The sequence below is a fragment of the Falsiroseomonas sp. HW251 genome, from assembly GCF_050563545.1.
In the GTDB taxonomy this organism is placed as follows: domain Bacteria; phylum Pseudomonadota; class Alphaproteobacteria; order Acetobacterales; family Acetobacteraceae; genus Falsiroseomonas.
Genome location: NZ_JBNXUM010000005.1, coordinates 72,207 through 97,631 on the forward strand (window position 1 = coordinate 72,207; position 25,425 = coordinate 97,631).

Sequence of the window (25,425 nt, forward strand, 5' to 3'; positions counted from 1 at the left end):
GAGGGGCAGTGCCGCAAGGAAGGCGGCCGGCGCAGCCGGCCGAGGCCGCGAATGCGGTCCGCCGCAAGTGCGGCGAGCCAAGGCCGCGGACGCGGCCGTCGGCGCCCGAGGGCGTTTACGCAGGTGCGTGAACGCAGCCAAGAGACTCCTCATCGGCGCAGCGTGAAGCGGCTGCCGCCGCCCTGCGGGCCACGGACGTTCCGCGTGACGCATTCCGCGCGGTCGTCGCCGGCGCGCTCGCAACGGCCGAGCCGGTGCAGGACGCGGTAATTGCCGTCGCAGGGCAGGTCGGCGGTGTCGTCTATGAGCAGTTCCTGGCCCTCGAAGCGGCCGGCCACAGGCCCCTCGCAACGGCGGCCGTTGGAGTAGGTCATAGTCTGCCGGCCGCGCCCCTGCGCGTCGAAGCACATCCGCCAGGCCCGGACGGTGTCGATCCGGCCGGTATCCACGTCGCGGGTGCGGTAGTCGGAATCGAGGTTCCAGCAGCCCTGCAGAATGGAGATGTCGCCGCGGTCCCAGCGCTCCTGCGGCAGTTCCGCGCGGGGAGGCGGCGGCGGCGGGGGCGGTGGCGGTGGCAGAGGTTCGGGCGGCGGTTCCTCGCGCGGCGGCTCGGGTGCGGGTGGCGGCTCGGCCTGGCGCGGCGGTTCCGGCAGCGGGCAATCCAGCTGCCGGCGGCCGCGGTCCGCACGAAGGCGGTCGCGCTCGGACGCCAGGGCACGTCCCTGTTCGCGGAGCTGCTCGAGTTCCGCCAGCGTCGCGAGGCCGCGTTCGTCCACCACGCAGGCCGGCAGGGGTGGCGAGAAGATCTCCTTCACGAAGGGCGCCGCCAGCACCGCCGCGATCGCCAGCAGCAGCACGGCGAGCCCGGCGAGCCAGATCGCCGTCCGGTCGGCGACCAGCGGCGTCGCGGCCCTGCCGTCGTCGAAGGGCGTGAGCACGGAGATCGCGGGCCCTTCGCCCGCGGCCATGCCCCAGCCCGCCAGCACCGGCGCGCCATCCACGGCGAAGACGAGTTCCGGCGCCGGCACGCGACGCACCAGGTCCAGAAGCTCCGCTTCCTCGGGCCGGCCTTGCGCACGCGCGGTCTCCGCGGCGCGGCGGACGTCCGACAGCAGCGTCGTCAGCGTCGCGTCGAAAACCTGGCGCTGGCCCTTGTCCAGCGAGGGCATGGCCCGATGCGCGGCCCCCGGCGCGTCCCAGGCCATGCCCGCCGCGGTCTTCACGGGCTGCGCCAGCAGCCCCGCGTGATGCGACCCAAGCGCGGCGAGCAGCTGCCGCAGCCGCGCGTAGACCGCGTCGGGCGTCTGCGGCCCCAGCCAGCGGACCCGCGCATCCGGCAGTTCGACGAGGCGGCGCATGTCGGTCATGCGTGGCCCCCCTCACCCAACCCTCTCCCCCCGTCGGGGGGGGAGGGCAACAGGCGGGGCATGTCGAAGGGCGCGCTCATCGGCCGGGGATCGTGAAGCGGTCCACCACGCGGGGCGGGCCGGGGCGGGCGACGCCCTGGATGACGCGGTCGGGCTGGCCGGCGATGCGGATCGTCACGCGATAGGGCGTCTCGGTGCGGTCCACATGGTCGTACTGGTGCACGCGCACCTCGTAGGTGCCTGGCATCGGGTTGTCGAAGAAGACGTTCTCCACCGGCGTGCGCGTGCGGTTGTTGCCGACGTTGCGATCCACGTCGAGCGTCCCGCCGCAGGCATTTCGCTGCTGGTACCAGATCATCTGGCCGTTCGGGCAGACGATCGAGAGATCGAGGTCGTCCCGAGTGTCCCAGCCCAGGATGACCTGCACACGGCCTTCCTGCCCGCCCTCGCGCCGCGCGCGGTCGAGGTCGTCGTTGCGCGGCTGCGGCGGAGGCTCGGGCGGGCGCGGCGGTTCCGGCACCGGCGGCGCGGGCGGCGGGGGCAGGGGCAGCGGCTCCTCCGGCGGACGGGGCGGCGGTGGAGGCGGTGGCGGCGGCGCGGGCGGCTGGCACAGCAGGCGGCGCCGGCCGAGCTCCTCCATGATCTCCGCGATGCGGCTCCGCAGCGTCGCCTCCTCGGCCCGCGCGGCGTCGAGGTCGCGCAGCAGGTCGAGATCCGCGGGGTCCGCCACGCATTGCGCGTCGGGCGGGATGAGCCAGCCGAACGGGTCCTTCCACGCCAGGAACAGCCCGATCGCCGTCATCAGCGCGACGAAGGAAGCCAGCAGCAGCGCCAGCGGCCAGGTCGCCTTCCCCGCGACGGCGCCGAGCGCCAGCATCGTCATCGGCGCCGCGGTATTGGGCAGCGTCCGGATCAGCTCCGCGCCCTGCGCGCGGCCCGTCGCCAGGTGGCCCCAGGCGATCAGGACGATCGCATTGCCGCGGGTCGCGATCCAGCTGCGGTCGGGAACTTCCAGGGCCAGGCGCAGCAGCTCGCCGAGCAACTTCAGTCCCTCGTCGCGCTCGGCCAGCAGGCGTTCGGATTCCGCGCGGATGTCGGCGACGAGCTGCTCGAAGCGCGGCAGCAGGCTCGGCACCTCGTCCAGGCTCTTCAGCTCGCCCTCGCCCTCGGCGTACCAGTCGGTGGTGCCGCGCGCGGGATCGGGGCTGGGCTCGGCGAAGAGCGCGGCATGCGCGGGCGACAGGCGCCGGATCAGGTGTCCCGTGATCTGCGCCCAGGCGCCCGCTACAGGCTGGCCCGCCACGGCCAGCGCGCGCAGCTCCGCATCGCGCGTCGTGGCGGCGAGGCTGCGGGCCATGCTGCCTCAGCGCGCCGGCTGCGCTGGCGCCGCGGGGGCGGCGGGCGCGGCCTGGGCCGGGGCAGGGGGCGTGGCGGGGGCGGCCGCGGCCGGCGGTGCCGGCGGCGCAGCAGGCGCGGCGGCAGCAGGCGCCGCCGCGGGCACGCAGGGGCTATCCTGCGTCTCGACGTTCACGCCGGCCTCCCGCAGGAAGGCCAGCAGCGCGTCGGTCTTCTGCGCATAGGACACGCGCTCGGCGAGCTGCGCGTTGATGTGGTTGAAGGTGTTCACCCCCATCACCCGGCCGCAGCGATCCACCAGCGGTCCGCCGGAATTGCCGGGGCTGATCGCCGCGGTGTGCGGCATGGCCACCAGGCCGGACTGCAGCGTCTGCACCGCGGAAATCCGCCCGTCCGTCGTCACGAGCTCCGGCAGCTGCGACGCATCGCCGCGCAGCAGCGCCTGGAAGCGCTGGTCGTTCTGCACGATGGCGGCGGGGTAGCCCGCGGCGATCACCTCATCCAGCCGCTGCGCCTGACGCGTCAGCGTCAGCGGCGTCAGTGACGGCACGCCGGCGACGCGCAGCAGCGCGAAATCCGCCTGGCCGGGCTGGGCCGCCGGCGTGCGCCGCGCGACCTCGGCCTGCACCGCGCGGCCGAGATGCCGCGACGCCACGAAGACCGGCCCCTGGATGTCGTTCACGACATGGGCGTTGGTGACGATGGCGTTCGGCGCGACGAAGAAGCCGGTGCCGATGGACAGGCCCTGTCCGCTCTGCCCCGCCACCAGCACCACGGACTGGTCGAGCAGCTGGAGCAGCGTGTCCGGCCGCGGCGCCGGCGGCGCATCGGCTGGCGTCGGCGGGGTCGGCCGCGCCGGCAGGTCGGCGGGCAGCGGCGCGCGACCCGGCGGCGGGTTCAGCGGCGTCGCGACGCAGACATCGCCCTGCGAGGCGCGGCGCGCGCGCTCCACTTCCTCGGCCAGCGCCTCGTTGGTCCGGCGCTGCAGCTCCAGCGCCTGGCGCGCGCGGTCGCGGTCCACGAATTCCGCGACTTGGCGGCGGTTCGCCGCGGCCTCGGCCAGCATCCGCCAGCCCAGCCAGAAACCGAGGCCGAGGAACAGCAGCGCGACCGCGATCGCCGCCGGGATCAGCCACCAGCGCCGTGGGCCGACCGCCGCCGCGCCCGATACCGGTGCCACCGGAACCGCCGCGGCTGGCGCGCTGCGCGTCGGGGCCGCCCGCGCCGTCGCCGGCGCGCTGCCCGGCAGGAAGGGCCCGAGCACGCCCGCGATGCGCGACTGCGGATCCCGCGAGTCGCCGGCCTGCACCATGCCCCAGCCCGCCAGCACGGGACGGCCGTCCAACACCAGGATCGAGCCGGCATCGGGCAGCGACAGCGCTGCCGCGACCAGCGCGGCCTCCGCCGAATTGCCCTGCGAGATCGCGACCAGCGGCGCCAGCATCGCGCGCAACTCGGCCTCCGCCGCCGCGCGGCCGGGCTGCGCCAGGGAGGCCAGCGGCTGCGCCTCGGCCCCCGGCGCATACCAGGCGAAGGACCGGATGCTGCCGTCGCCGTCGCGAGTCGCGACGGGCTCCGCGAACAGCGCCGCCGACGGCCCCGCGATGCGCTGCAGCTCCGCGAAGCGCGTCTGCACGGGCACGCCGCCGATCTCGACCGGCACCACCGCGCCGACCGGCGTCTGGAGCAGGAAATGCGGCGCTGCCATGCGGGCCCCTCGAGCGGTCCGGCCGGCCTGCCGGGTCCGCGATCAAGTGAAGCGGAGCATCGCCGCGTGGCGCAAGCAAGGCCGGGATCGTGGCGATCGTGGCGGAAGCTTTCCTGACGGGCTGGGGCGGACTAGGCTCGGCGCCAACACTGCAAACGATTGGAGGGAACGCCGATGGTGACGCTCAGCGTCAACGGTCGCACCGTGGAGGTGGATGTGGATCCCACCACGCCGCTCGTCTTCGTCCTGCGCAACGACCTCGCGCTGAACGGCCCCAAACTCGGCTGCGGACGCGCGCAATGCGGCGCCTGCACGGTGCTGGTGGACGGTGCCGCCACGCGGTCCTGCCACACCGAGGTCGGCACCATCGTCGGCCGCCAGATCACGACGCTGGAGGGCCTCGGCACGCCGCAGCGCCCGCATCCCCTGCAGGCCGCCTTCCTGGCCGAGCAGGCCGCGCAATGCGGCTACTGCACCAACGGCATGATCATGCAGGCGGCCGAACTGCTGGCCACGAAGAAGGACGGCGTCACCGAATCCGACGTGATCGAGGCGCTGGAGCACAATCTCTGCCGTTGCGGCACCCAGCCCCGCGTCGTGCGCGCCGTGATGCGCGCCGCCCGCCAGCAGGGGGTGTGACCATGGGCATCGACATCACCCGTCGCGGCGCACTGGCCGGCCTTGCCACCGGCATCGCCATCGGCTTCCGCTGGGACGACGCCGCGGGCCAGCAGGCCCCCGCCATGCCGCCGATGATCCGCGCCAACCCCGCCATGCAGGCCTGGGTGCGCATCGCGCCGGACGGCCGCATCACGGTGCTAACCGGCCGCGTCGAGCTCGGCCAGGGCGTGCTGACCGCGATGCGCCAGATCGCGTCGGATGAGTTGGACGTCGCGCCGGATCGCCTGAGCCTGATCTCCGGCGACACCGCCGAGACCGCGGATGAGGGTGTCACCGCCGGCAGCCAGTCCATCCGCTTCGGCGGCGAGGCGCTCGGCGTCGCCTGCGCCGATGTCCGCGCGACGCTGGTCGGCATCGCGGCGCGCGAATGGAACGTGGAGCCCGCCGCCGTCACCGTCCGCGACGGCACCATGCAGGCCGGCGAACGCCGCATGACCTATGCCGAGGCCGCGTCGAAGGTCTCGCTGGCGCGTCCCGTGGACGGCACCGCGCGCCGCAAGCCACCCGCCGCCGCGCCACTGACCGGTACCTCCTTCCCGCGCACCGATCTGCCGGCGAAGGTCTTCGCCACGCAGGTCTTCATCCACGACATGCGCCCCGAAGGGATGCTGTTCGGCGCCGTCGCGCGCCCGCCGGGCTATGCGTCCCGCCTCCTGTCGCTCGACATGGACTGGGCGCGCTCGCTGCCGGGCGTCGTGCAGGTGGTGCGCGACGGCTCCTTCGTGGGCGTCATCGCGCGACGCGAGGAACAGGCCAACGACGCCGCGCGGAAGATCACCGCGGCCGCGCGTTGGCAGGACGGCGCGCCACTGTTCGGCGGCAAGGACATCTATGCCTATCTCAAGGAAGCGCCGGCCGAGACGCGCGTCCTGCATCAGACCGAGGGCGGCAGCCCCGGCGCTCGCACGCATCGCGCGGAATACCGCCGCGGCTTCCAGGCCCATGCGTCCATCGGCGCGTCCTGCGCGCTCGCGAAGTGGGAGGACGGGCGCGTCACGGTCTGGTCGCACACCCAGGGGCCCTTCCCGCTGCGCGGCGACCTCGCCAAGGGGCTGCGGATGCCCACGGCCGCGGTGCGCGTGATCCATGTCCAGGGCAGCGGCTGCTACGGCCACAACGGCGCCGACGACGTCGCGCTGGATGCCGCGCTGCTGGCCCGCGCCATGCCCGGCCGCACCGTGCGCGTGCATTGGACGCATGAGGAGGAGATGACCTGGGCCCCCTGGGGCTCCGCCATGGTCACGGGGCTGGAGGCCGGGATGGCGGCCGATGGCGCGCTGACCTCCTGGTCTCACGAGGTCTGGTCATTCCCGCATTCCACGCGCCCGGCCAGCACCGATGGCTGCAACCTCCGCTCCGCCTGGTACCTGGAGAATCCGGTGCCGATGGGGCCGATCACCGACGGCGCGCTGCCGAACGGGGCTGCGGCGCGCAACGCCGTGCCGATCTACGCCGTGCCGGGCCAGAAGGTGACGACGCATTTCCACACCGAGATGCCGATCCGCACCTCGGCGCTGCGCACGCTGGGCGGCTTCTTCAACACGGTCAGCGCCGAGATGTTCATGGACGAATGCGCGGCCATTGCCGGGCAGGACCCTGTCGCCTATCGCATTCGGCACCTCCGCGACCCCCGCCTGGTTGCGGTGCTGCGGCGTGCCGTCGAGATCTCGGGCTGGCAGCCGCAGTCCGTGGCAATGGGCCGCGCGCGCGTGGAGGGGGCGGAGCTCAGCGGCACCGGCGTCGCGCTCTGCAAGTACAAGAACTCCGACGCGCATGTCGCGGTGGTGGCGCGGGTGACGGTGGATGTCGGCAGCGGCCGCATCCGTCTCGATCGGATGTGGGCGGCGACCGAGGCCGGCCGCGCCATCAACCCCGACGGCATCACCAACCAGATCGAGGGCGGCATGATCCAGGCCTCGTCCTGGACGCTGATCGAGGAAGGCAAGTGGGACGCCCGCCGCCTGGTCAGCGAGGACTACCTGTCCTACCCCATCATCGACTACGCCCGCGTCCCGCGGATCGAGAGCGTCATCATCGACCGCCCCGACCTCCCCTCGCTCGGCGTCGGCGAGGGCAGCCAGGGCGCCGCCGGCGCCGCCATCGCGAATGCGCTGCTGGCCGCGACGGGACGGCGCATGCCGGAGGTGCCGTTCACGCCAGAGCGCGTCCGCGCGGCACTGCAGGGGTAGCGCCCAAGCACCCTCTCCCGCTTGCGGGGGAGGGTGCCGAGCGAAGCGAGGCGGGTGGCGGCGAGCGCAACCTCGCCCATTTTGCTCTTCTGCGCCGGCGCTTCCGCCAAGCCTGCATCGCCGGCACACTCCGCCCATGCTCGACGCGCCCACGCCCTGCGACCTCCTCGTCACCAATGCGCTGGTGATGACCCTCGATGACGCCGGCACCATCATCCCCGGCGGCGCCATCGCCATCGCCGGCACGCGCATCCTCGCCATCGGCTCCACCGCCGAGCTTACGAAGACCTACGCCCCCGCCCGCACCATTGACGCGCGCGATCGCCTGGCCCTGCCGGGCCTGGTCAACGTCCACAACCACAGCCCGCTGATGATCACCCGCGGCATGGTCGAGGACCTCGGCTTCGCCCCGATGTACGTCCCGAACATCCCGCAGGGCCACAGGCTCTCGCAGGAGGAAGCCTTCCTGCTCTCCCGGCTCGGCGTCTACGAGATGCTGCGCCAGGGCAGCACCACCATCGTGGACTACTACCGCTTCCCCGAGGCGCTGGCCGCGGCGCATGCCGAGCTCGGCACGCGCGCGATCATCGGCGGCCGCATCCACGACGTCGACCCCGAGGCGCTGGCCCAGGGAAGGCACGACCACGCCACCCAGATCGGCCGCGCCTCCATCGTGGAGAACGCCGAGCTGATTGCCCGCTGGAACGGGCACGATGGCCGCATCCGCTGCGACTGGGCGCCGCACGCGCCCGACACCTGCTCCGACGCGCTGCTGAAGGAGGTTGCGGGCCTGGCCGACGCGCATGGCGGCAACGTCCACACCCATCTCGCCCAGTCGAAATCGGAGGTCCGCATAGTCCGCGAGCGTACGGGGAAGAGCCCGGCCGAGGCGCTCGATGCCGCGGGACTGCTGCACGCCCGGACCATCGCCGCGCATTGCATCCACCTCGACGCCGCCGACGTCGCGCTCTGCGGCCGGGCGGGGATGACCGTCGCGCATTCCCCGATCGGCAATGCCAAGGCCGGCGACGTCGCGCCGATCCTGGCCTTGCGCGATGCCGGCGCGCGCATCGCGCTCTGCACCGACACCATGTCGGGCGACATGGTGGAGGCGATGCGCTGGGCCGTCTGCATGCAGCGCGTGCGGCAGGGCGGCGAGTTCGTGCTGGACGCCGCCACCGCGCTGCGCTGGGCGACACGCGCCGGCGCGGAGGCGATTGGCATGGCGGACGAGATCGGCGTGCTGGAGCCAGGCCGGAAGGCCGATGTCATCCTGCTGGACCTGACGGCGCCGACGCTGGCGCCCGTTGTGGACGGGGCCGGCATCCTGGTCTGGAGCGCCTCGGGTCACGACGTGGACACCGCCATCGTGGACGGCCGCGTCGTGCTGGAAGGTGGGCTGCCCACGCTGACGGACGGGCCGGCGATCGTCCGCGAAGCGCAGAAGGTAGCGGAGGGCCTTTGGACCCGCGCCGGCCGGCGCCCCGTCACGCTGGGCGGCTGAGATGCGCATCCTGCTGGTGAACCCGAACACCACGGCCGCGGTGACCGACCTGCTGGTCGCCGCCGCGCGGCCTGTCGCGGCGCCGGGGACGGAGATCGTCCCTCTGACCGCGCCGCGCGGCGTGCCCTACATCTCCTCGCGCGCGGAGGCGCAGCTCGCCGGCGCGCAGCTGCTGGAGACGCTGGCGGAGCATGCACCCGGCGCGGACGCCGCCATCGTCGCGGCTTTCGGCGATCCCGGGCTGATGGCGGCACGCGAGCTCTTCGACATCCCCGTCATCGGCATGTCGGAGGCCGCGATGCTGACGGCCTGCATGCTCGGCCGCCGCTTCGCCATCGTGACCTTCAGCACCAATCTCGGTCCCTGGTACCGCGACTGCGTGGAGATGCACGGCATGCAGGACCGCTGCGCCGCCATCCGCTGCCTGGACGGCGCCTTCCGCGCCATCACCGAGGTCCAGGAGGAGAAGGAGGCGATGCTGGTCGAATTGGCTGAGCGCGCGGTCAGGGAAGATGGCGCGGATGTCGTGATCCTGTCCGGTGCGCCACTGGCCGGCCTGGCCGCGAAGGTCGCGGACCGCGTCCCGGTTCCGCTGGTGGACCCGATCCAGGCCGCGGTGAAGCAGGCCGAGGCGCTGGTCGCGCTGAAGCCGCGCAAGGCGACCGCCGGAAGCTTCGCGCGGCCGCCAGGCAAGCCCTCGCGTGGCCTGGCGGACACGCTGGCCCGGCGCATAGCGGGAGAGGGATGATTCCCCTCGTGTTGTGACGATATTCCTTGCATCCGTCGGGGATGCAAGCTGATCCCCACCTCCACGCGCCGCGGCCGACCGTATCCGGAGCCGCTGCCGGGACGGGGATCCGGTTCGCGACGACGGCCGGTGACACCGCGGCGAATTTGTCCGACGCACCGTATGTTCTAAAGCTTAAAATCCTAAAATCCCAAAATTGCAGCTTCGGACGGCGGAAGGCGCGGCATCCGCCGGCCATGCACGCCGCGCGCTCATTGCCCAGTGGATGTGCAACCAGCGCTTGGCATCGCGGAATCTCCGTCATAGAGTGTCGTTAAGAGGGGATTTTCGTCATGCGTAGCTGGAAGCTCGGCCGGGACACCGATGAGCCTGGCAACGGTCTCGGCCTCGATGACGGGCCGCCCGGCCTGGTGTCGGCCTGGGACATCCACCTCTCCACCCTCCAACTGCTCACCGAAGCGGCACGCCAGAACGCCGCCGAGGGGCTCGAGACCGCGCTGGCCAAGGGCCACGACGCCCTGGTGCCGATCCCTGACCTCATGCCGCACGGGGCGGAGCACAACGAGGCCGGGCTGCATGGCTTCCCCGGCACGGACCCCGCCCCGGGCAGGGGCGGCCATTCCGGCCCGGCCCAGCCCGGCGGAGAGCCCCAGGGCATCGTCTTCGACCCGACGGTCCGCCTGGTCGTGGTGGACGGCGCCGGCGTCGGCGCCGCCTTTGGCGACACCTTCAAGCTGCACAGCCAGCCGACCTCGCCCTACCGCATCTATCTCGACTTCGACGGCCACACCACGACCGGCACCGCCTGGAACAATGACTCGCGCTGGGGGGCGACGCACTACGCCACGGCCTTTTCCACTGATGGCTCCGAGGCCTTCGTGGAAAGCGAGCTGCTGAAGATCCAGCAGATCTGGGCGCGCGTCGCGGAATACTTCTCGCCCTTCAACATCGACGTCACGACCGAGGATCCCGGCATCTCCGGCCTCCGGCGCGACGCGACCGACGCCGACGGCTACGGCATCCGCGTCGTCATCACCGACGAATACGACCCCAACAAGGCCTGGGGCGGCATCGCCTATGTCGGCGTGTTCGGCAACATGACGTACTCGCCGGCCTTCGTGTATTCGCAGCGCCTCGGCCCGGACGACGTGAAGTTCATCGCCGACGCCATCGCACACGAGGCCGGGCACAACCTCGGCCTCAGCCATGACGGCCGCACCCTTACCACCGGCACCGAGGACTACTACTACGGCCATGGTAGCGGCGCGACGGATTGGGCGCCGATCATGGGCGTCGGCTACAACGCCAACATCGTGCAGTGGAGCAAGGGCGAGTACTACCAGGCCAACCAGCTGCAGGACGACCTGTCGATCATCACGACGAACAACGGCGGCGTGACCTATCGCGCCGACGACTACGGAAACACTTTTGCGACGGCCGCATCGCTGAACGGCACCGTCGCGAACGGCATCGCGACCGTGAACACCTACGGCGTCATCTCCGGCTCCGGCGCGAACAACGACATCGACATGTTCGTCTTCAACGTCGCGGCCGGCGGGTCGCTGGCGCTGAACGTCACGGACTACACCCGCGCCTATGTCAGCGGCAGCGCGACGCCGCTGTTCAGCGAATCCTCCTTTAGCATGCTCGACATCAAGATGACGCTGTACGACGCGAGCTTCGCGCAGGTCGCGGTCATCGACGACACCACGCGCATCGACGGCACGCTGAGCCTGACGAACCTGGCGGGCGGCACCTACTACCTCGCGCTCGACGGCACGGGCTGGGGCTCGCCGACCGCCACCACCCCGACCGGCTACACGGAATACGGCTCGCTCGGCCAGTACCGGCTCAGCGGCACCTACACCGCGAGCAGCACGCCCGTGGTGTCGCTGTCGAGCAGCATGACCAACGTGACGACGCGCGAAGGCGGCAGCTCGCAGACCGTCACCATCACCGCGACCAACGCGACCGGGCCGATTGCGCTGCAGATCACCGGGCTCGACGCGACGGAGGGCACGCTCTCCTCGAACCAGCTGACGCTGACGGCGACCGGCACTCCGAACGTCTATGCCGGCAGCTTCACCATCACCGGCCGGGACGACCGCGACGACGACGGCAACGTCGCGTACAACCTGCTGGTCTCCGGCGCCGGCCTGCCCGGCCTGCAGATCGCGGTGACCAACCAGGACGACGAGGCCGCGCCGAACGGCATCGGCGCCGCCGTCGCGGTGGACCCGCGCCGCCCCGCAACCTCCTCCGGCGCGACGCTGTCGAGCCTGCAGTTCGACGACGGCGTCGCGATGCGCATCACGGAGGGCGGGGCGAAGGGCGCCTATTCCCTGGAATGGCGCTACCAGTTCAGCGGCCTCGCAGTGGGCAGCTACACGCTGCAGTCCGATGCCGCGGGCGGCGCGGAGGCGATGCGCCTGCAGACGGCCGTCCTCGCCGCCGGCGCGACGCCGGGCACTGGCACGAGTTGGACCACGCTGGCCGGTCTCAGCGGCGACTACGGCGTGACGATCGGCGCGGCGAACAGCACGCTCTGGGTGCGCTTCGTGGACACGGTGCGGAGCTCCGACGGCACCAAGGACGTGCTGTCGGTGGACCTGCTGACGCTCGAACCCGTCGCGGCGGCGCCCGGCGCGCCGGCGGCCGCCGACTGGGTCTTCGCCTGACCGCGACGCCCAGCGCGGGCGACGCTCAGTCCGGCGTCACCCCGATCTCCTGGATCACGCCGCGCCAGCGCGTGAACTCCCGCGCCACGAAGTCGGTGAAGGCCGCGGGGTTGCGGCTGGGCGCGGCAACGGCGCCGGCCTCCACCAGGCGCTTCTGCACGACCTCGTCGCGCAGCGTCGCGACGATGGCGTCATGCAGCTTCTGCACGATCGGCGCCGGCGTCGCGATCGGCGCGAGCATCCCCTGCCAGGAGGAGGAGACGTTGTCGGGAAAGCCCTGCTCCAGCAGGGTCGGCACATCTGGCAGGCCGGGGAAGCGCTCGGCCGTGGTCACCGCCAGCGCGCGCAGCCGCCCGCCCTGCACGGGCCCGAGGGCGGAGGGCAGCGTGACGAACATCACCTGGATCTCGCCCGCGACCAGGCCGTTCACCGCGGGGCCGGCCCCGCCGCGATAGGGGACGTTCACGACCTCCAGCCGCTGCTGCTTCATGAACATCTCCATCTCCAGCCGGTTCTGGCTGGCGCTGCCGGCGGAGCCGTAGTTGAGCTGGCCAGGGCGCGCGCGGATGTGGTCGATGAGTTCGCGGATGGTGTGCACGGGCAGGGCGGGGTTCACGACGACGATGTTCGGCGTCTCCGCCACGAGCGTCACGCCGGTCAGGTCGCGCGTCGGCGACCAGGGCAGGGTCTGCACGCCGGGATTGATCACCGTCGTGCCGGCATTGCCGAGCACGATGGTGTAGCCGTCGGGCGCCGCGCGCGCCGCGGCCTCCATGCCGATGTTGCCGGTCGCGCCGGGACGGTTGTCGATGACGATCGGCCGGCCGAGGAGGTTGTTCAGCGTGGGCTGGATGATGCGCCCGATGATGTCGGAGGCGCCGCCCGGCGCGAAGGGCACGATCATGCGCACCGGGCGGTTCGGGAACTCCTCCTGCGCGAGGGCGGGGCGCGCCAGCGCGGCGCCGAGGGCGAGCAGGGCAGGGCGGCGGCCAATCATGCGGTCTGGTCTCCACCCGGGGGCGCGAGGGCGAGCACGGCGCGGAACAGGCTCTCCACGCTTTCGCGATCCAGCCCGCCGGAGGTGATGAAGACCAGGCGGGAGGTGCGGTTGCCCGTGGGCCAATCCTCCAGTTCCACGGGACGGTGCAGCAGGTGGCGCACGGCATGCACCACGACGGGGCCGCGGCAGCCCTCGACCGCCAGCAGCCCCTTCACCCGCAGCAGGTCCTTGCCGCGGAGCTCCGTCAGCAGGCCGAGCGCGGTGGTGAGCGACCGCCAGTGCAGTGGCGTGTCGAAGGTCAGCACGAAGCTGGCGAGGCCCGGCACATGCCCCGGCGCATCGCCCCGCATCGGCGTCGGCGGGATCGCGGAATCCGCGAGGAGGAAGGCAGGGTCCACCTGGCCCTGGATCGCGGTCGCGACCGGCGCGTCGGGGTTGATGGCTCGCAGGGCGGCCAGGAAGGCCGCGGACTCCGTCTCGACCGCCAGATCGGTCTTGCTGAGCACGACGCGGTCCGCCAGCGCGACCTGGTGTCGCGCTTCCGGGTTCTGCTCCAGCGCGATGCGCCCGGTCGCGGCGTCGGCGACGGCGACGACGGCCTGGATGTGATATTCGCGCGCCAGGGACCGCTCGCCGAGGAAGGTCTGCAGCACCGGCAGCGGATCGTCGGCACCGCTGAGCTCCAGCACCACGCGCTCAAAGGACGGGATGACCCCGCGCGCGCGGTCGGTGAAGAGCTGGCGGAAGGTCTCCTCGAGGTCGCTGCGCACGGCGCAGCAGAGGCAGCCATTGTTCAGCAGCGCCACGCCATCCGGCGCCGAGGGCGAGAGCAGAGCCTGGTCGATGCCGATCTCGCCGAGCTCGTTGACCACGACCGCGGTGTTGCGCCCGGCCTCGCTCTCCAGCAGAGCCTTGACCAGCGTGGTCTTGCCCGCGCCGAGGAAGCCCGTGACGAGGATCACCGGCACCCGCGCGCCGCGGGCCCGGCGCTGGCGTCGGCCGAAAGGGCCGGCCTCGGCACCGGGGGGAAAGACGCCCGTGAAGTCGGCGTCCGTTGGCACCTAGAAGTCCATTTCGAGGATGTAAAGGCCGCCGATCACGCGGTCGACGCAGAAGACGATCCCGCGATCATCCACGAAGACGTCGTTGAGCTGGATCGCGCCGAGCGGCGAGTGGCGCGGTGCCTCCGGCACGAAGTGGCCGACTTCCTTCGGGGCGTATGGATCGGTGATGTCAAAGGCGCGCAGCCCGCCGTTGAAGAAGGTGCCGATGATGATGTTCTCGGACCGCCAGCAGCCCGGCACCGGCACGTTCTCGTGGATATTGTGCGCGCCGAAGCGGCCGCCGCGGCCCCGAAAATCGGCGACGGGCGGCATCGGGCAGGTCGCGATCGGCACGGGGTTGGTCTCGTCGCGCCCGTCAACGATCCATATCAGCTTCGGCCAGTCCGCGGCGTTGTCCACCGTGCTCTCGTCCGTGACGACAAACAGGTCGCGGCCAAAGAGCGGCAGGATGGTGTGGGTGAAGCCGTGATAGGGCGGCGAGTTGTCCCAGTTCGACACCACGCGCGGCAGCGACTTGTCCGTGATGTCGAGGATGTACATTCCGCCATCGATGTAGCCGAGGTAGCAGCGGTCCGGCTTCTGTGGATAGACGTTCGTGTTGTGCGCGCGGAAGCCCTTGTCCATGTGGGGCGGGTGGCGGGTGATCTTCGGTGCGTTGTCACCGACGCGCTGCCCGGGCATCCACCAGCGCCCGACCTCCTCGGGCTTCGATGGGTTGCGCACGTCCACGATGCGGTAGAACTGGTCGTCGTTCGAGTGATGCGGCTGGAAGTCCGATGCGCCGGCAGCCATGTGGACGTATTCGCCGTCGCAGAACCAGAGCTGGTGGACGCCGCGGGAGTACGGACCTGACGCGTCGAAGAAGCCGATGGATTTCGGCATCTCGGGCGTCGAGATGTCGAACAGCTCGAACCCAGCGGGCTGCAGGCCGACCTGCTTGGTCTGGTAGGCCACGGCCATGATGTCGCCGGACGTCTCCAGCGAATTCGACCGCATCTTCTGGTGCGGCAGGTCGGTCTGCACCACGACCTTGGGGTTGCGCGGATCCGTCACGTCGATCGCGGTGAAGTTCTTCGGCGCGCTCTCATGCGCGGCCCAGAGGATGCGCCGGCCGTCCTTTGCCATCTGCATCGACAGGCCTTCGCCCATGCCGCCGAAGCCGTTGAGCTCGTGGTGGCCGATCAGCCGGAAGTTCCAGATCGCGGAAGGCCGGGAGTCGGCGGTGGTGAGGCTCATGCGGATGTCCTGGTCTAGCCGATGGTGATGCCGAGCTCGCGGATCAGCGCGGTCCAGCGCGCGACCTCCGCATCGATATAGGCGGCGAAGGCGGGCTGGCTCTCGTTAGGCCTCAGCCGCATGCCCTGGCGCGTCAGCCCGCCCGCGATGTCGGGATCGGACAGCGCGCGCGTGACATGCGCGTGTAGCGCCTCGATCACCGGCGCCGGCGTGCCGACGGGGACGAACATGCCGTTCCAGAGAGCGGTCGTCAGCTCGGGGAAGCCGGCCTCGGTGGTCGTCGGCACGTCAGGCAGCTGCGGCAGCCGCTCGCGCGACACCACTGCCAGCGCCCGCAGACGGCCGGACTGCAGATGCTGCTGCGCCGTGATCAGGTTGAACTCCGCGAGCTGCGCATCGCCGCGCAGCGTCGGGGTGACCATCTCGCCGGCGCCGCGCAGCGGCAGGTGGGTCAGCGTGATGCCGGCGCGCTTCGCAAAGAGCTCCATGTCGATGTGCTGGTAGGAGCCGACGCCGGCCGAGGCATAGACCAGGGGCGCGGGCGCCGCCTTCGCGCGTTCGACGAACTCGGCCAGCGACCGCGCGGGAAAGTCGCCGGGCACCATGATGACCTGCGGCGTCTCGCCCATATGGGCCACGGGGACCAGCCCGCGCGCCGGCGTCAGCGGACGGTCGGCCGGAGCGGCGGCGGAGTTGATCGCGTGGGTTGAAACGTTGTTGACGATGATCGTCAGCCCGTCCGGCCTTTCGCGCATGACGAAGTCGTTGGCGATCCAGCCATTCGCGCCGGCGCGGTTCTCCACCACCACGGGCTGGCCGAGGCCGCGCGACATCGGCTCCGCCACGGCGCGGGCAATCAGGTCGGTGGTGCCGCCCGGCACGAGCGGCACGATCAGGCGCAGCGGGCGCGTGGGCCAGGTCTGCGCCACGGCGCTGCGCGCGGTGAGCAGTCCAGCGGCCGCGAGCATCGCGCGCCTTGTCAGCATGCCCGTCATCGTCGCCTCACTCTGCTCGGATATTGGCGGCGCGCACCAGCGCGCCCATGGCAGCATGGTCGCGCGCGAGCGCCGCCGCGAAGGCGTCGGGCTGGTTGCCCACGATCTCATAGGCCAGGCCTTCCAGCCTCTCCTTCACGGCCGGCGTCGCCAGCGCATCCCGCAGCACCGCGTTCAGCCGCGCCACGATGGGCGCCGGCGCGCCCGCGGGCGCCAGCAGGGCGCCCCAGGTGAAGAAGGCGAAGCCGGGCAGGCCGGCTTCCGCCAGCGTCGGCACGTCCGGCAGCGTCTCCACGCGCCGCGGGCCGGCGGTCGCCAGGATCTTCACGCGGCCCGCCTCGGCAAGCTGCACCGGCGTCGGCAGGCCGAAGAAGCCGACGGGGCATTCGCCTGCCGCGACGGCGTTCAGCGCCGGCGTCGCGCCGCGATAGCCGACATGGTTCATACGCACGCCCGCGGCGGCCATGAACATCTCCATCGCGACATGCTGCGGGCTGCCCGGCCCGCCGGAGGCGAAGTCGATCTGCCCCGGCCTGGACTTCGCGTCCGCGATCAGCCCCGCGACGTCGGTGGCGCGAAAATTCGCCGCCGCGACCAGCGCCCAGCGGATGCGCGCGACCTGGCCGATCGGCGCGAAGTCCTTCAGCGGATCGTAGCCGGCTTGGCTGCTCATGTTCGGCAGCATCGTCATCACGGCGTCATTGACCGCGAGCAGCGTGTAGCCATCCGCCGGCGCCCGCGCGCCGTTGCGCATGCCGATCATGCCGGAAGCCCCGGTCTGGTTCTCGATCACCAGGCGCTGGCCCAGGATCTCGCCCATCCGGTCCGCGACGATGCGCACCATCACGTCCACCGCGCTGCCGGCGGCGAGCGGCATGACCACGCGGATCGGGCGATTGGGGAACGCGTCCTGCGCCAGGGCGGGTGCGGCGAGAAGCCCGGCAGGAATCGCCAGCAGGCGACGGCGCAGCATGGTTCCCTCCCTGCGTGCCGCGTGCGGCGCGGCGACTTGCGTTATGACGACCTAGGACATATTCCAGCGGCATGGAAGTCAAGCTGGCCCGGGCGAACCGGCGGCCGTCTCAGGGGGGGAAGGCGAAGCCGCGGCTGCGGCCGCTGCGCGGCGGGCCGGCCGTTCCGCTTTGGCTGCAGCTGAAGCACGCGCTGCGCGACCTCGCGAGCTTCGACTTGCGCCCGGGCGACCGCATCCCGACGGAAGCCGAACTCGGCGCGCATTACGCGCTTTCGCGCATTACGGTGCGCCAGGCCGTGACCTCGCTGGTCGAGGAAGGGCTGCTGTTGCGCCAGCAGGGCAGGGGCACCTTCGTGCGCGCGCGGCGGCATGACGCGCCGCTGTCCAACCCCGGCCATTTCCTGGCAACCGCCTTCGACCGTGAGCCAGGCTCCGACATCCGCCTCCATGCCGCGGAGACCGTGCCCTGCCCGGACTGGGTGGCGCAACAGCTGGGCATCGCCGCGGCTGCGCCGGTCCACAAGCTGCGACGCATCCTGCACCGCGACGGCAAGCCCATCGCGATCCGCACGAGCTTCATCCCCGCCGCGCTGGCACCCGACCTGCTGAGCGCCACGCCCGCCGATCCGCTGCACCTGGCGCTGGAACGCGATGTCGGCCTGGTCGCGCAGGAAGCGACGGAACGGCTCGAGGTCATCGGCGCCGATGCCTGGCGATCCCGCCTGCTGGCCGTGCCGGAGCATGCTCCGCTGGTGCTGACCGAGCGCGTCGCGCTCGACGCCGCCGGCCGCGCCATGGAATGCGCGCGGACCTATTACCGCGCCGACGCCTTCTCCTTCACCCGCACGCTCCGCCGGGGCGAGTTGCGCAACCTTCGCCCGCGCGGCTGACACCCAGGGACCACACGATGCCAATTATCGACGCGCATACCCATGTCCTGACCGAGGCGATGATCGCCGCGATCGCGAAGGAGGTCCCGTCCTGCACGCCGAAGCTGACGCGCGTGGACGACGACAGCGCGATCCTCGAGATCCTGGACGTCAGGCAGAACCCCTTCCCGCGCAGCGCCTGGGACCTGGAGCGCCGCTTCGCCTTGATGGCCGAGCAGCGGATCGACATGCAGGTCGTCTGCAACATCCCGCATACCTTCCTGTACGAGGCCGATCCGGGCGCGGCGACGGCGATGGCGGAGATCCAGAACGAGGCGATCGGCGCGCTCTGCCGCCAATATCCCGACCGCTTCCTCGGCCTCGCCACCGCGGCGATGCAGGATCCCTCGGCGGCGGCGGCCACGCTGGATCGTGCAGTGACGCACCACGGGCTCCGCGGGCTCCATCTCGGCTCGAACATCCGCGGCGGGAATCTGGACGACCCGTCACTTGATCCGGTGTGGGAGGTCGCGGACCGCCACGGGCTTTTCGTGCTCGTGCATCCGCACAAGGTCGTCGCGGCGCAGCGGATGCACAGCTATTACCTGACGAACCTCATCGGCAACCCGCTGGAGACGACGATCGCCGCGGCGTCGCTGGTCTTCGGCGGCGTGATCGAGCGGCATCCCGACATCAACTTCTGCCTTTCGCACGCCGGCGGCTTCGTGCCGTTCCAGGCCGGCCGCTTCCGGCATGGCTGGAAGGTGCGGAAGGAGCCGCATGTCCGGCTGAAGGGCGACCCGGCGGAGTCCATGGCGCGCTTCGTCTACGACACCATCACCCACGCTCCGGGCCCGCTGCGCTTCCTGCTGGGCGAGGCCGGCGCCGAGCGCATCGTCTTCGGCACGGACTATCCCTTCGACATGGGCACCACGCGCGGCGTGGAGGAGATCGAGGAAGCCATCGCCGACCCCGCGACGCGCGACGCGATCCTGACGACGAACATCCTGCGCCTGCTACGGGCGGGCTGAGATGGCGATCGAGGAGAGGCTCGCGGCGACCCTGCCGCGCTACCCGCACGAGGCGATGATCGCCTTCATCGCGGATGTCCTGCGGGCGCATGGCTTCCGGCCCGCCGATGCGCGGCGCTGCGGCGAGTTGATGGTGGAGGCCGACCTGACCGGCGCCGACAGCCACGGCATCTTCCGCCTGCCGCAATACGTCCGCCGCATCCGCAACGGCGGCATGAACCCGACGCCGAACATCACGCTCTCCCGCCGCGCGCCCGCCGTCGCGATGGTGGAAGGCGACAACGCGATGGGTCACCTTGTGATGTCGCGCGCCGGCGAGGCGGCCGTCGAGATTGCCAGGGAGACCGGCGTCGCCTGGATCGGGGCGCGGCGGTCGAACCATGCGGGCTCCGGCGCGGTGCATGCATGCCTGCCGCTGAGCGCCGGGATGATCGGCATCTACACCGTCGTCGCCAGCGCCAACCACATGGCGCCCTGGGGCGGCAGCGATTCCCTGCTCGGCACCAACCCGTTCGCCATGGCGATCCCGATGGTGGATGCCGATCCCGTCGTGCTGGACATGGCGACGACCGTCGTTTCCTACGGCACGGTGAAGGGCCATGCGCTGCTCGGCACGCCGATGCCCGAGGGCTGGATGGTGGATAGGAACACCGGCGAGCCGCTGACCGATCCGAAGCGCAGCGCGGACGGCATCCTGCTGCCGATCGGCGGCTACAAGGGCAGCGGGCTCGCGCTGATGCTCGGCCTGCTCGCGGGGCCGCTGAACCGCGCGGCCTTCGGGCGGGATTGCGTGGACTTCAACGCGGACGAGAAGACCGTCACCGAGACCGGCCATGCCCTGATCGCGCTGGATGTGTCGCGCTTCCTCGACCCCTTGGAGTTCACCAGGGACGTCGCGCGCCACCTCGACGACCTCCGGAACTCCACCAGGCTGCCCGGCGTGGAGCGCATCCGGCTGCCGGGCGAGATGCGCGCGTCGCGCCGTCGCGACCGCACCGCGAATGGCGTGCCGATCCCGGCGCCGCTGATGGCGCAGCTCGACCGGCTGGCAGCCGAGACCGGCGCTGCGCCGCTCGGCACCCGCTGATCAGGCGCGGCCGCGCTCCAGCCGGCGCTCCAGCCGCAGGGCGACGAGAGACAGCGGCCAGCACACCGCGAAGTACAGCAAGGCGACCACGGGATAGACGATCATCGGCTGGAAGGTGACGTTGACGATCAGCTGGCCGGCGCGCGTCAGCTCCACGAAGCCAATGATCGCCGCGACCGAGGTCCCCTTGACCAGCGAGACGAGGAAGCCGACGGTCGGCGGGATCGCGATGCGCAGGGCCTGCGGCAGCACGATGCGCAGCAGGATGACGCGGCGGGGCAGGGCGAGGGCGGTGCCTGCCTCCCATTGCGTGCGCGGCACCGCCTCGATCGCGCCGCGCCAGATCTCACCGAGGAAGGCCGCCGCATAGAGGGTGAAGGCGGTTGCGACCGCCGGCCAGGGGTCCATCCGCACGCCGGTCAGCACGGCCAGGCCAAAATAGACCAGGAACAGCTGCATCAGCAGCGGCGTGCCCTGGAACAGGCCGACATAGCCGCGCGCGATCCAGCGCAGCGGCGCGGCCGGCAAGGTCCGCAGCAGCGCGATCAGCAGGCCGGCGACACCGCCGCCGATGAAGGCGACCAGCGCCAGCGCTACCGTCCAGCGCAAGCCCATCAGCAGGAAGACGAATTCCGGCCATTCGAAGTCGCGGCTCATTGGCGGCGTTCCACGGGCCGTCCGCGGCGGAAGAGCGCCCAGTGCAGCCCGTCCAGCGCGACGCGCAGCGCCAGCGCCATGACCAGATAAAGCGCGGTCGCGACGAAGTAGAATTCGAAGGACCGGAAGGTCGTGGACTGCAGGGAGTTGGTGACCGCCGTCAGCTCCTCGACCGAGATCGCGGAGACCAGCGACGAGCCCAACATCAGCAGCACCGCCTGGCTCGCCAGCGCGGGCCAGGCGATGGCGATGGCCTGGGGTGCCACCACGTGGCGGAAGATGCGCAGCGGCGTCAGGCCCAGCGCGCGCGCGGCTTCCAGCTGGCCGCGCGGCACCGCTTCCATGCCGGATCGCACGATCTCGCAGCCATAGCCCGCGAAGTTCAGCGCCATGCCGATCAGCGCGGCCTGCCAGGCGTCCATCCGCAGGCCGAGCGCTGGCAGGGTGAAGTACAGGATGAAGAGCTGGACGAGAAAGGGCGTGTTGCGGATGACCTCGACATAGGCGCCGACCAGCGCCCGCACCCAGCGCGGCCCGTCGCGCCGACCGAAGGCCAGCGCGACCGACAGCGCCAGCCCTAGCAGCAGCGACGCCGCGGAAAGCCGCAGCGTCAGCCAGGCGCCCTCAAGCAGCTTGGGCCAGTGGTCCCAGACGATGCCAAACTGGAAGACATAGGACATCGCCCGGAACGCGGCGCCTTCAGATCGTCGGCAGCGCCGGCAGCTCGACGCCGGTCTTCTCCTGGTAGATGCGGGCCAGCACGCCGTTCTGCTTGTTCAGGAAGACCCAGGTGTTGACGAATTGCAGCAGGTCGTAGTCGCCGGGCTTGATCGCCGCGCCGTAGAAGGCCGTGGTGACCGTGAACTTGTCCTCGATCCCGGCGCGCGGGTTGCGGTCGGCGACCGACTTGGCGGCGAAGGCGCTCATTCCCGCCGCATCCACCTGGCCGGACAGCATGGCCTGGATCGTCGCGGCGATGTCGTCGAAGAAGACGATGTTGGTGCCCTGCGGCGCGATGCGCGGGACCGTCGCCTCCTCCAGCGTCGCGCGCGTAAGGCCGATGCGCTTGCCCGCGAGGTCGGCGGCGCTTCGGATCTGCGTGCGCTGCGGCCCCGCGATGACGATGGACAGCGCCCCATGCGGCGAGGCGAACATCACGGTCTTCGCGCGGTCATGCGTGATCGAGAGCGAGGAGATCGCGATATCGGCGCGCCCCGCCAGCAGGGCCGGGATGCGCTGCGGCGCCGTGACCTGCACGAACTCCACCTCGACGCCGAGGTCGCGAGCAAGCTGGCGCGCGGTCTCGATCTCCGACCCGTCGGGCTGGCCGTCGCGGCCGAGAATGCCGAAGGGCGGGGAGGTCACTTCCGCCGTCACGCGGATCTTCCTGTCGCGGATGATGCGGTCCAGCGTGCCGAGGGACCCCTGCGGCGTCTGCGCACCCGCCGGTCCCGCGGCGAGCAGCGCGAGCCCCGCGGCCGGGCCCATGATGTGACGTCGGTTCATGGCAGTCCTCCCTTCCCTGGATTGCCCGCCGGGTTCCCGGCCGGGATCGTGCTTCGTGCCACGGCGAAAGCGGAAGACAACGCCTCGCGCAGCACCATGACCTCGTGGCCGATGCAGAGGCAGCGGAAGCCCGCGCCCAGCGCATCGCGCGCCTGCGTCGCATCCGCCGCCACCCAGCCGATCGGCTTGCCGGCCTCATGCGCGGCGTCGCGCAGTTTCCCTGCCGCCGCGCGGTAGCGCGGATCGTCGAAGCGGCCGGGAATGCCGAGGCAGTCCGACAGGTCGAAATGGCCGAGCCAGAGCAGGTCGATGCCCGGTACCGCCGCGATCTCGGCGGCGTTCGCGGCGCCGGCCTCGCTCTCGATCAGGGCGATGGTGAGCACGCCGTCGTTCGCCGCGTGGATCTTCGCTTGGGGATCGCCGCCGGTGTAGCGGTCATGCGCGACGGAGAAGCCGAGCCCGCGCCGGCCTTCCGGCCGATACCGGCTCGCCGCCACCAGTGCGCGCGCCTGCTCCGCGCTCTCGACCAGCGGCATCATGATGCCGAGCGCGCCGGCATCCAGGATCGGCGGCACGAGACCCGCGCGCGGTTCGGGGATGCGCACCATCGGCACGATGCCGGCGCCGCGAGCGAAGGCGCATTGCGCCTTCACGCCCTCGATGCCGAGGCCGCCATGCTCCATGTCGAGGATGACGAATTCCGCGCCGGCGGCAGCGAGCGTCGGCGCGAGGCCCGGCGTGAAGAAGTCGAAGGCCATGGTGCCGAAGGCCGTGCCGCCGGCGAGGAGCTTGCGGCGGACGGGGTTCTCAACCATCGACGAGTTCCGCGGGGATCGCGACCTTCAGCCGCGTCGCGGCGCCGCGGAGCTGCGTGCGCGTGACGGCGTCGAGCGGGATGCCCTCGGCGTCGCGCCGCGCCCTTGTACGCGCCTCGATCTCGCCGGGCAGCATGATGTCCTCGCCGCGCGACGACTTCACCCAGGACTCGAGCTTCGCGACGTCGAGGCCGAAGGCCTCCGCCGCGCCGAGCGAAGCGGGCTCCACGGCGACGGTCAGCATGTTGTTGACCAGCCGCCAAGCCGTCGGGTTCTGCGGGTTGCTCGCCCCCCCGCCGGTCAGCGATCCGGCGAGCAGCTCGCAGAGCACCGACAGCCCGTATCCCTTGTGCCCGCCGAAGGCGAGGATCGCGCCGGGCGGTGGGCCGTAGAAGGACGCGGGATCGGTCGTGGGCTCGCCGCGACCATCCAGCACCAGGCCTTCGGGCAGTTCCTCGCCCTTGTTGCGCGCGACCTGGATCTTGCCTTCGGCCGTCGCGGAAGTCGCGATGTCGAGCACGATCGGGCCATGCGGCCCGGGCGCGCCGGCGGCAATGGGGTTCGCCGACAGCCGCCGCTCCGTCCCGCCATGCGGTGCCACGAGGATGCCGTAGCCGCTGGTGTTGACGAAATGCACCGAGATCAGGCCCGCCGCCGCCAGCTGCTCCGCCCAGGCGCCGATGCGGCCGAGATGGCCGGCGTTGCGCAGCCCCAGCACACAGGCGCCGTGCCGCCGAGCGCGCTCGGCCGCCATCGCCATCGCCTCGCGCCCGATCACCTGGCCGTAGCCGAAGCCGCCATCCAGCAGCAGCAGCCCGCCGGCATCCACGACGACATCTGCATGCCGGTTCGGCAGCAGCTCCCCCGCCGCGACCCAGTCCACGTATTTCGGCGCGCGGATCGCGCCGTGGCTGTCATGGCCGACCAGGTTCGCCTCGACCAGATGCGCGGCGACTATCGCGGCCTCCGCCGGCTCCGAGCCCGCGGCGCGGAACAGGGCGGTGCAGAAGGCCTGGAGCGTCGCCGCCGCGATCATCGGGCCGGCAGGTCGCGGATATGCGTGCCCATCAGCTCCGCCAGGATCTGCGGCAGGACCGGCATGAACTGCTCGCCATGGCCGAGCGAGTTGGCGAGCCGGTAGGTCTGGCACACCGCCTCCGCGACGAAGGCGGGCGTGCCCGCGCCCTCCGCCAGGCGGCACCAGAACCGCATGTCCTTCCCCGCGATGCGCAGCGGGCCCTTCAGATGGTTGTCGTCGCCCTCCAGCGCGAAGGGGATCATCATCTGCCACATCCTGCTGTTCGCGCCGCCCGCCGAGACCACCTGGTTCAGCTTGCCGAAATCCACGCCGAGCTTCGCCGCCGTCGCCAGCGCCTCCGAGATCACGGTCGCCGTGCCGATCGAGATGAAGTTGTTCACCAGCTTCAGCGTGTGGCCCGAGCCGAGATCGCCGGCGTCCACGATGACGTCGGCATAGGTCTCGACGATCGGGCGCACGCGCGCGACGTGCTCCGGCCTGCCGCCGAGGAAGGTGGAGAGCTGCCCGGCCTCGGCTTCCTTCGGCGTGCGGCCGAGCGGCCCGTCCACCATGCCCACGCCGCGCTCCGCCAGCATCGCGCCGAGGCGGCGCGTCGAGTGCGGATCGGCTGTGGTGGAATCCACCAGGATCGAGCCGGGCTTCAGCGCGGCCAGCAGCCCGCCCGAGCCCGTCAGCATCTCCTCCACCTCGACCGACGAGGGCAGGCAGAGGAACACGACGTCGCTGGCCGCGGCCACGTCCGCCGGCGTTCGGACTTCCGTCGCGCCGCGCGCGACGAGGTCGTCCACCGGCGCGCGGTTGCGGTGGCCGAGGATGGTGAGCGCGTAGCCCTTTTCCAGGATGTTCTTCGCCGCGCCATGGCCCATCAGCCCGACGCCGACATAGCCCACACGCGTGGCGCGGGTTGCGGACATGCCCTTCC

The 25,425-nt window shown here is 71.6% G+C and carries 22 protein-coding genes; 8 read left to right on the forward strand and 14 right to left on the reverse strand.

Annotated features, from left to right (window positions below):
- Window positions 1-149: 149 nt before the first annotated feature.
- From ACLF3M_RS07300 to ACLF3M_RS07310, 3 genes are all read right to left on the reverse strand, one after another.
- Window positions 150-1,367, reverse strand: coding sequence for a hypothetical protein (locus tag ACLF3M_RS07300; RefSeq protein ID WP_430656219.1), 1,218 nt, complete (start codon window positions 1,365-1,367; stop codon window positions 150-152).
- A 76-nt stretch (window positions 1,368-1,443) separates the two neighbouring features.
- Entirely contained in the window at window positions 1,444-2,724 is a 1,281-nt protein-coding gene (locus ACLF3M_RS07305) for a hypothetical protein (RefSeq protein WP_430656220.1), read from the reverse strand.
- A 6-nt stretch (window positions 2,725-2,730) separates the two neighbouring features.
- Complete coding sequence (locus ACLF3M_RS07310; RefSeq protein ID WP_430656221.1) at window positions 2,731-4,431, reverse strand: S1 family peptidase; 1,701 nt, start codon at window positions 4,429-4,431, stop codon at window positions 2,731-2,733.
- Between the two features lie 174 nt (window positions 4,432-4,605).
- Between ACLF3M_RS07310 and ACLF3M_RS07315 the strand changes: the two genes are divergently transcribed.
- The 5 genes from ACLF3M_RS07315 to ACLF3M_RS07335 all read left to right on the forward strand — a co-directional run bounded on the left by ACLF3M_RS07315 (window position 4,606) and on the right by ACLF3M_RS07335 (window position 12,231).
- Window positions 4,606-5,070 (forward strand): (2Fe-2S)-binding protein, encoded by a 465-nt coding sequence (locus tag ACLF3M_RS07315; RefSeq protein WP_430656222.1) that lies wholly within the window; start codon window positions 4,606-4,608, stop codon window positions 5,068-5,070.
- A gap of 2 nt (window positions 5,071-5,072) precedes the next feature.
- On the forward strand, window positions 5,073-7,301 hold the full coding sequence (locus ACLF3M_RS07320) for a molybdopterin cofactor-binding domain-containing protein (protein WP_430656223.1): 2,229 nt from the start codon (window positions 5,073-5,075) through the stop codon (window positions 7,299-7,301).
- A gap of 136 nt (window positions 7,302-7,437) precedes the next feature.
- A complete protein-coding gene (locus tag ACLF3M_RS07325) occupies window positions 7,438-8,805 on the forward strand; it encodes an amidohydrolase family protein (RefSeq protein ID WP_430656224.1) in 1,368 nt (455 codons plus the stop codon).
- Window position 8,806: 1 nt separating this feature from the next.
- A complete protein-coding gene (locus ACLF3M_RS07330) occupies window positions 8,807-9,553 on the forward strand; it encodes an aspartate/glutamate racemase family protein (protein ID WP_430656225.1) in 747 nt (248 codons plus the stop codon).
- A 332-nt stretch (window positions 9,554-9,885) separates the two neighbouring features.
- Window positions 9,886-12,231: a zinc-dependent metalloprotease family protein gene (locus tag ACLF3M_RS07335; RefSeq protein ID WP_430656226.1), complete on the forward strand. Its 2,346-nt coding sequence runs from the start codon at window positions 9,886-9,888 to the stop codon at window positions 12,229-12,231.
- A 25-nt stretch (window positions 12,232-12,256) separates the two neighbouring features.
- On the opposite strand, the gene ACLF3M_RS07340 is transcribed toward ACLF3M_RS07335, so the two are convergent.
- From ACLF3M_RS07340 to ACLF3M_RS07360, 5 genes are read right to left on the reverse strand one after another with little or no spacing between them, the layout of a single operon-like run.
- Window positions 12,257-13,228 (reverse strand): Bug family tripartite tricarboxylate transporter substrate binding protein, encoded by a 972-nt coding sequence (locus ACLF3M_RS07340; protein ID WP_430656227.1) that lies wholly within the window; start codon window positions 13,226-13,228, stop codon window positions 12,257-12,259.
- Window positions 13,225-14,292: a CobW family GTP-binding protein gene (locus ACLF3M_RS07345; protein ID WP_430656228.1), complete on the reverse strand. Its 1,068-nt coding sequence runs from the start codon at window positions 14,290-14,292 to the stop codon at window positions 13,225-13,227. Before ACLF3M_RS07345 ends, ACLF3M_RS07340 begins: the two co-directional genes overlap by 4 nt.
- On the reverse strand, window positions 14,293-15,531 hold the full coding sequence (locus tag ACLF3M_RS07350; protein WP_430656229.1) for an LVIVD repeat-containing protein: 1,239 nt from the start codon (window positions 15,529-15,531) through the stop codon (window positions 14,293-14,295).
- Between the two features lie 14 nt (window positions 15,532-15,545).
- A complete protein-coding gene (locus tag ACLF3M_RS07355; protein WP_430656230.1) occupies window positions 15,546-16,526 on the reverse strand; it encodes a Bug family tripartite tricarboxylate transporter substrate binding protein in 981 nt (326 codons plus the stop codon).
- 7 nt (window positions 16,527-16,533) lie between these two features.
- Window positions 16,534-17,499 (reverse strand): Bug family tripartite tricarboxylate transporter substrate binding protein, encoded by a 966-nt coding sequence (locus ACLF3M_RS07360; RefSeq protein ID WP_430656231.1) that lies wholly within the window; start codon window positions 17,497-17,499, stop codon window positions 16,534-16,536.
- A gap of 71 nt (window positions 17,500-17,570) precedes the next feature.
- On the opposite strand from ACLF3M_RS07360, the gene ACLF3M_RS07365 reads away from it, so the two are divergent.
- Genes ACLF3M_RS07365 through ACLF3M_RS07375 form a run of 3 tightly spaced genes read left to right on the forward strand, consistent with a single transcriptional unit; the run spans window position 17,571 to window position 20,486 of the window.
- Window positions 17,571-18,389 carry a GntR family transcriptional regulator gene (locus tag ACLF3M_RS07365; protein WP_430656232.1) on the forward strand — a complete coding sequence of 273 codons (819 nt, stop codon included), beginning with the start codon at window positions 17,571-17,573 and terminating at the stop codon, window positions 18,387-18,389.
- 17 nt (window positions 18,390-18,406) lie between these two features.
- Window positions 18,407-19,399 (forward strand): amidohydrolase family protein, encoded by a 993-nt coding sequence (locus tag ACLF3M_RS07370; RefSeq protein ID WP_430656233.1) that lies wholly within the window; start codon window positions 18,407-18,409, stop codon window positions 19,397-19,399.
- A gap of 1 nt (window position 19,400) precedes the next feature.
- On the forward strand, window positions 19,401-20,486 hold the full coding sequence (locus ACLF3M_RS07375) for an Ldh family oxidoreductase (RefSeq protein ID WP_430656234.1): 1,086 nt from the start codon (window positions 19,401-19,403) through the stop codon (window positions 20,484-20,486).
- Here the strand turns inward: ACLF3M_RS07375 and ACLF3M_RS07380 are convergent, their stop codons facing one another.
- From ACLF3M_RS07380 to ACLF3M_RS07405, 6 genes are read right to left on the reverse strand one after another with little or no spacing between them, the layout of a single operon-like run.
- The gene (locus tag ACLF3M_RS07380; RefSeq protein ID WP_430656235.1) at window positions 20,487-21,143 is read right to left on the reverse strand and encodes an amino acid ABC transporter permease; all 657 of its coding nucleotides are present in this window, start codon (window positions 21,141-21,143) and stop codon (window positions 20,487-20,489) included.
- The gene (locus tag ACLF3M_RS07385; RefSeq protein ID WP_430656236.1) at window positions 21,140-21,823 is read right to left on the reverse strand and encodes an amino acid ABC transporter permease; all 684 of its coding nucleotides are present in this window, start codon (window positions 21,821-21,823) and stop codon (window positions 21,140-21,142) included. The genes ACLF3M_RS07380 and ACLF3M_RS07385 overlap by 4 nt, the downstream gene beginning before the upstream one ends.
- A gap of 19 nt (window positions 21,824-21,842) precedes the next feature.
- Window positions 21,843-22,649, reverse strand: a complete 807-nt coding sequence (locus ACLF3M_RS07390) for a transporter substrate-binding domain-containing protein (protein ID WP_430656237.1) — start codon at window positions 22,647-22,649, stop codon at window positions 21,843-21,845.
- Window positions 22,646-23,464, reverse strand: coding sequence for an HpcH/HpaI aldolase family protein (locus ACLF3M_RS07395; protein ID WP_430656238.1), 819 nt, complete (start codon window positions 23,462-23,464; stop codon window positions 22,646-22,648). Before ACLF3M_RS07395 ends, ACLF3M_RS07390 begins: the two co-directional genes overlap by 4 nt.
- Window positions 23,457-24,500 carry a malate/lactate/ureidoglycolate dehydrogenase gene (locus ACLF3M_RS07400; RefSeq protein WP_430656239.1) on the reverse strand — a complete coding sequence of 348 codons (1,044 nt, stop codon included), beginning with the start codon at window positions 24,498-24,500 and terminating at the stop codon, window positions 23,457-23,459. Before ACLF3M_RS07400 ends, ACLF3M_RS07395 begins: the two co-directional genes overlap by 8 nt.
- Window positions 24,497-25,417 carry an NAD(P)-dependent oxidoreductase gene (locus ACLF3M_RS07405; protein WP_430656240.1) on the reverse strand — a complete coding sequence of 307 codons (921 nt, stop codon included), beginning with the start codon at window positions 25,415-25,417 and terminating at the stop codon, window positions 24,497-24,499. Before ACLF3M_RS07405 ends, ACLF3M_RS07400 begins: the two co-directional genes overlap by 4 nt.
- Window positions 25,418-25,425: the final 8 nt, after the last annotated feature.

Coding starts and splice junctions, on each gene's coding strand:
- ACLF3M_RS07300 (WP_430656219.1), bottom strand. CDS start 1,367: ATGACCGACATGCGCCGCCTCGTCGAACTGCCGGATGCGCGGGTCCGC.
- ACLF3M_RS07305 (WP_430656220.1), bottom strand. CDS start 2,724: ATGGCCCGCAGCCTCGCCGCCACGACGCGCGATGCGGAGCTGCGCGCG.
- ACLF3M_RS07310 (WP_430656221.1), bottom strand. CDS start 4,431: ATGGCAGCGCCGCATTTCCTGCTCCAGACGCCGGTCGGCGCGGTGGTG.
- ACLF3M_RS07315 (WP_430656222.1), top strand. CDS start 4,606: ATGGTGACGCTCAGCGTCAACGGTCGCACCGTGGAGGTGGATGTGGAT.
- ACLF3M_RS07320 (WP_430656223.1), top strand. CDS start 5,073: ATGGGCATCGACATCACCCGTCGCGGCGCACTGGCCGGCCTTGCCACC.
- ACLF3M_RS07325 (WP_430656224.1), top strand. CDS start 7,438: ATGCTCGACGCGCCCACGCCCTGCGACCTCCTCGTCACCAATGCGCTG.
- ACLF3M_RS07330 (WP_430656225.1), top strand. CDS start 8,807: ATGCGCATCCTGCTGGTGAACCCGAACACCACGGCCGCGGTGACCGAC.
- ACLF3M_RS07335 (WP_430656226.1), top strand. CDS start 9,886: ATGCGTAGCTGGAAGCTCGGCCGGGACACCGATGAGCCTGGCAACGGT.
- ACLF3M_RS07340 (WP_430656227.1), bottom strand. CDS start 13,228: ATGATTGGCCGCCGCCCTGCCCTGCTCGCCCTCGGCGCCGCGCTGGCG.
- ACLF3M_RS07350 (WP_430656229.1), bottom strand. CDS start 15,531: ATGAGCCTCACCACCGCCGACTCCCGGCCTTCCGCGATCTGGAACTTC.
- ACLF3M_RS07355 (WP_430656230.1), bottom strand. CDS start 16,526: ATGACGGGCATGCTGACAAGGCGCGCGATGCTCGCGGCCGCTGGACTG.
- ACLF3M_RS07360 (WP_430656231.1), bottom strand. CDS start 17,499: ATGCTGCGCCGTCGCCTGCTGGCGATTCCTGCCGGGCTTCTCGCCGCA.
- ACLF3M_RS07365 (WP_430656232.1), top strand. CDS start 17,571: ATGGAAGTCAAGCTGGCCCGGGCGAACCGGCGGCCGTCTCAGGGGGGG.
- ACLF3M_RS07370 (WP_430656233.1), top strand. CDS start 18,407: ATGCCAATTATCGACGCGCATACCCATGTCCTGACCGAGGCGATGATC.
- ACLF3M_RS07375 (WP_430656234.1), top strand. CDS start 19,401: ATGGCGATCGAGGAGAGGCTCGCGGCGACCCTGCCGCGCTACCCGCAC.
- ACLF3M_RS07380 (WP_430656235.1), bottom strand. CDS start 21,143: ATGAGCCGCGACTTCGAATGGCCGGAATTCGTCTTCCTGCTGATGGGC.
- ACLF3M_RS07385 (WP_430656236.1), bottom strand. CDS start 21,823: ATGTCCTATGTCTTCCAGTTTGGCATCGTCTGGGACCACTGGCCCAAG.
- ACLF3M_RS07390 (WP_430656237.1), bottom strand. CDS start 22,649: ATGAACCGACGTCACATCATGGGCCCGGCCGCGGGGCTCGCGCTGCTC.
- ACLF3M_RS07395 (WP_430656238.1), bottom strand. CDS start 23,464: ATGGTTGAGAACCCCGTCCGCCGCAAGCTCCTCGCCGGCGGCACGGCC.
- ACLF3M_RS07400 (WP_430656239.1), bottom strand. CDS start 24,500: ATGATCGCGGCGGCGACGCTCCAGGCCTTCTGCACCGCCCTGTTCCGC.
- ACLF3M_RS07405 (WP_430656240.1), bottom strand. CDS start 25,417: ATGTCCGCAACCCGCGCCACGCGTGTGGGCTATGTCGGCGTCGGGCTG.